This is a genomic window from Micromonospora echinofusca (assembly GCF_017614955.1).
GTDB lineage: Bacteria > Actinomycetota > Actinomycetes > Mycobacteriales > Micromonosporaceae > Micromonospora > Micromonospora echinofusca_A.
In genome coordinates, this window is record NZ_WVUH01000441.1 from 1 (window position 1) to 4,990 (window position 4,990).

The following is a 4,990-nucleotide window of genomic DNA, read 5'->3' on the forward strand; positions in this document are numbered from 1 at the left end:
GCCGCGGCCAGCCGGCACCTGCGTCGTCGGCAGAACCAGCCAGCCACGGTGAAAGCCTTCTTCGGTAAGCCTGAAGTCCGCTACGCCGCCGGATGACCACGGCATATTTGCCCTACGGGTCAATAACAGCTTCGTAGCCCATGCCCCATGGTGGCGGCGCCAGCCCCAACAGCGGCGCCAACCCCAACCGGTGACGCCAGCCCCGACAGCGGCGCCAGCCCCAACAGCGGCGCCAACCTCACCGCAGCACCGGCGCGCCTGACCGCGGTGGCACCGGCCCCGGCCGGGGCCGGAGCGGCCCGCACCTTCCATCGCTACGACGGCGTCAGGGGTACGGCCGGAAACGCGCCCCTGCGCCACGGACCGTTGACGCATCAGGTGGACCGGAGCCCTCCCCGATGCACGCCACCTCCCGCCGACAGTTGTTAACAAGGGGCCCTTCCTCTACCGAAAACGTTAATAGGGGGCCCTTCCTTACATCTCTTCGTTTCAGTTGACGGTGCGGAGCACCGGGCGGGTGGTGAGTGCGGTCGCGTCCAGGGGGCGGGGTGACCGGACGGTGAACGTGACCGACTCTCCGGGCAGGACGGTGAGCAGCGCGTCGTCGACCGTCGCGTCCGGGTCGAGCCGGTCCGGGTAGAGGGTCAGGTCGCGCAGGACCGTGCGGGCGGTGACGTGCACCCGCTGCCCGCCGTCGACCTCCTCGACGACTGTGTCGTACCCGGCCGGCGGGTACTCGATCTCGGAGTCCTCGGCGAAGAACCACAGTGCCCGCCCGGCCGGGTCACCGGCCTCGGCGACCAGCAGTTCCCGGCGCGGTTCGTCGGGACCGGCCAGCTCCGCCGGCAGGGCCAGCACCACCGAGGAGTACGCCGGGACGTCCAGTTCCAGGGTGGTCCCGGCCCTCGGCTCGCCGGCCAGGGTCAGCCGGGTGACCGTGGCCGGGGCCCGCCACGGCTGACCGCTGTCGTTGACCGCGACCAGGGCCAGCCCGCCGTCGCGGGGCTGGACGGTGAGCAGCCGGTCGGCGTACGACCTGCGCAGCGCGTACCACAGCGGCTTGCGTCGACCGTCGCCGTCGATGGCCGACCAGGAGGTGACCGGCCAGCAGTCGTTGAGCTGCCAGACGATGGTGCCCATGCAGATTGGCCGGTGCGAGCGGAAGTGTTCCACCCCGAGGGCGATCGCCCGCGCCTGGTTGAGTTGGGTGAGGTAGTGCCACTCGTCGAAGTCGGCCGGTACCGGCAGGTGGGCGTCCAGCCCGCGCTGGAGTTTGCGGTCACCGTCGATGGCCTTCTGGTGGTGGGCCATACCGGGTGAGTCCGGGGCGAGCGGGTCGTCGGAGATCGACCGGCGCAGCGTCGCGTACGCCGGGGGCGCCTGGTAGCCGAACTCGGCGACGAACCGGGGCAGGTACGCGCGGTACTTCGTGTAGTCGTCGTCGTTCCACACGTCCCAGATGTGCATGGTGCCGTGCGCTGGGTCGTTCGGGTGCACCCCCTCCTGACCGGACCACGGGCTGCCCGGCCAGTACGGCCGGGTCGGGTCCAACTCCCCGACGATGCGTGGCAGGACGTCCAGGTAGTAGCCGCGTCCCCAGGTCCGGCCGGCGAGCGGTTCCTGCCAGTCCCAGTCGTGGAAGCCCCAGATGTTCTCGTTGTTGCCGGTCCACAGCACCAGCGACGGGTGGCTGGCCAGCCGGACGACCTGCTCGGTGGCCTCGGCGGCGACCTCGCTGGCGAAGGGTTCCTCCTCCGGGTACGCCGCGCAGGCGAAGAGGAAGTCCTGTTGCACCAGCAGGCCGAGGGAGTCGGCGAGGTCGTAGAAGTCCTCCGACTCGTACCGGCCGCCGCCCCAGACCCGCAGCAGGTTGATGTTCGCCCCGACCGCCTGCGCGAAGCGCGCCGCCAGGCGGTCGCGGGTGATCCGGGTGGGGAACGCGTCGTCCGGGATCCAGTTGACCCCCCGGACGAAGATCGGCAGGTCGTTGACGACCAGGGTGAACGCCGAGCCGTGCGCGTCGGGGGTGGTGTCCAGCCGGACCGACCGGAACCCGATCTGCCGGGACCAGGTGTCCAGCTCGCCACCGGTCTCGTCGGTCAGGGTCACGGTGAGCGGGTAGCGGGCCTGTTCGCCGTACCCGTGCGGCCACCACAGCCGGGGCTCGGCGACGGTGCAGGTCAGCACCGTGCTCCGCGCCCCCGCCGGGATGGTCGCCGTGACGACCCCGCCGGCCACCTCCGCGCGTACCGTGACCGGCCCGTCGGTGTCCCGCTCGATCTCGACGTGTACGTCCACCCGGCCGGTGCCGTCGGCGACGGTGACCACCGGTCGGACGGTGGCCAGCCGGGCGACGTTCCAGCCGTGCAGGCCGATCTCCTGCCAGATGCCGGCGGTGACCACCGTCGGACCCCAGTCCCAGCCGAAGTTGCAGGCCATCTTCCGGATGAAGTGGAACGGTTCCGGGTACGCGTTGGGCCGGTCGCCGAGCCGGTCCCGGTGCGCCTCGGCATAGGTGTACGCCGAGTCGAAGCGGACGCGCAGCGTGTTGCCGCCGGGGCGCAGCAGGGACCGGACGTCGAACCGGTAGCCCCGGTGCATGTTCTCGGTCCGGCCGATCTCGGTGCCGTTGAGGGTCAGCGTGGCGACCGTGTCCAGGCCGGCGCAGACCAGGTCGACCCGGTCGGTCGCGCCGCCGTCCCAGTGGAAACCGGTCTCGTAGACCCAGTCGGTGCGGCCGATCCAGGTCAGACCGGTCTCGTTGTCGTCCAGGTAGGGGTCGTCGATCAGCCCGGCGGCGAGCAGGTCGGTGTGCACGCAGCCGGGCACCGTCGCCGGGACGGCCCGGTCGGCGATCCCGGCCGGCACCTGCGGGCCTGTGGCCGCCCGCAGGGTCCAACCGTCGTGCAGCGCCTGCCGGTACCCGCCGGACACCTGTGCCTCGATCAAGACTTCACCGCACCTTCCATGATTCCGCGGACGATCTGCCGGCCCCCGACGAAGAGCATGACCAGCAGGGGCAGGGTGGCCAGGAACGCTCCGGCGAGCACCCGGCGGTAGATGACGTACGTGCCGCTGGCCAGGTCGGAGATGGCGACCATCGAGGTCGGGTAGTCGGTACCGCTCAGCGTGATCAGCGGCCACTGGAAGTCGTTCCAGGTGGCGACGAAGGTGAGCAGACCGAGTACGGCCAACGCGGGCCGGATGGCCGGCAGCACGATGTTCCAGTAGACCCGCATGGTGGTGGCGCCGTCGACGCGGGCGGACTCGACCAGTTCGTCGGGGACGGTGTTGACGATGAACTGGCGCATGTAGAACACGCCGAACGCGGTGACCAGGCCGGGCACGATGACCGCGAAGAGGGTGCCGTTCCAGCCGAGCTTGCCCATCACGATGTACAGCGCGACCACGCCGAGCTGGTTGGGCACGGTGAGGGTGAGGATCACGAAGAGCATCAGTGCCTTGCTGCCCTTGAACCGCAGCTTGGCGAAGGCGAACCCGGCCAGTGAGCAGAAGAAGAGCACCGAGGCGGTCACCACGGTGGAGACGATGACGCTGTTGACCAGGGCGGCGGCGAAGTAGACGTCCTGGAGGGAGAAGACCTCCGTCACGTTGGTCATGAACTGGTCGCCGGGGACGACCGCCGGGGGGATCTTCGCCAGCGCCTCGTCGGTGCTGGTGGCGATGACGAACATCCAGTACAGCGGGAACGCGGCGAACAGGATCGTGACGGCCAGGAAGAGGTACGTCCAGATGCCGGCCGGGGTGTCCTGCGGGGCCCGCCCCATCAGGGCCTCCCGCCGACGCCGGGTACCGGGGGAAGTCGTGCTCACCGTGCTTCCCTCCCGTTCGCGACTGCGGGGCTCGCAAGCTCACTCCTCGCGCTCACCGTGCTCGTCTCTTCGTTCGCGACTGCGGGGCTCGCAAGCTCACTCCTCGCGCTCACCGTTTACCTCCGGCCAGGCGGTTGGTCAGCAGGGTGTTGATGCCGGCGACCACGAGGATGATGAGGAAGAGCGCCCAGGACATGGCGGCGGCGTAGCCGAGGTTCAGGTCCTTCCAGCCGACCTTGTAGATGAGCTGGGCGATGGTCTGCCACTCGCCGTCCGGGCCACCGGTCGCGGCCTGCCCGTTGAGGTCGAAGAGCATCGGTTCGGTGAAGAGCTGGAGACCACCGATGGTGGAGAGGACGACGGTGAAGATGACCACCGGCTGGATCATCGGCACGGTGATCCGCCAGAGCTGCCGCCACGGGCCGGCCCCGTCGATCGCGGACGCCTCGTAGATGTCGCGCGGGATGGACTGCATCGCGGCCAGGTAGAGCAGGGCGTTGTAGCCGATCCACTTCCAGTTGACCATCGTGGCGATGGCGATCCAGCTGTGCAGCTTGTCGGCCCGCCAGTCGATCGGTGTCTCGTCACCGATGCCGAAGAGGCCGAGCGCGTAGTTCGCCATCCCGAAGTCGCGGGAGAAGAAGACGTTGAAGACCAGCGTGGAGGCGGCGATCGGGGTGATGTACGGCAGCAGGATGCCGACCCGCCACCAGGTCTGCGCCCGCAGTTTGCGGTTCAGCAGGGCGGCGATGAGGAGCGCGAGCAGCAGCTGCGGCACCGAGGAGAGCAGGAAGATGCCGAAGGTGTTGAACAGCGCGTTCCAGAAGTCGTCGTCGCCGGCCAGCTGGGTGAAGTTGGCGGTGCCGGCCCAACCGTCCAGGTCCGGATCGTCGAGACGCCAGTTCCGCAGCGACACGATCCCGTTGAAGACCAGCGGGAACAGGCCGAAGACCAGGAAGAGCAGGAAGAACGGCGCGATCATCAGGTACGGCATGTAGCGCATGTCGAAGCGGTACAGCCAGTTGCGCCAGGTGGACTGCCGGTCGTCGGCGGGCCGGCGGCCAACGGATTCCGCGGCGGCGCCGGCGCGGTGGCTGGCCGGCGGCGCGGCACGCGTGGGGGACATCAGGGCACTCCAGGGCCGGAGGATGGTGGGC

Annotated in this window: 3 protein-coding genes; all 3 read right to left on the reverse strand. The window is 69.6% G+C overall.

From position 1 onward, the window contains the following. Positions 1–489 precede the first annotated feature (489 nt). On the reverse strand, positions 490–2,949 hold the full coding sequence (locus GSF22_RS30475) for a glycoside hydrolase family 2 protein (RefSeq protein ID WP_208817365.1): 2,460 nt from the start codon (positions 2,947–2,949) through the stop codon (positions 490–492). After that, positions 2,946–3,788 carry a carbohydrate ABC transporter permease gene (locus GSF22_RS30480; protein ID WP_208817367.1) on the reverse strand — a complete coding sequence of 281 codons (843 nt, stop codon included), beginning with the start codon at positions 3,786–3,788 and terminating at the stop codon, positions 2,946–2,948. The genes GSF22_RS30475 and GSF22_RS30480 overlap by 4 nt, the downstream gene beginning before the upstream one ends. Positions 3,789–3,942: 154 nt before the next feature. Then, entirely contained in the window at positions 3,943–4,959 is a 1,017-nt protein-coding gene (locus GSF22_RS30485) for a carbohydrate ABC transporter permease (RefSeq protein ID WP_208817366.1), read from the reverse strand. Positions 4,960–4,990: the final 31 nt, after the last annotated feature.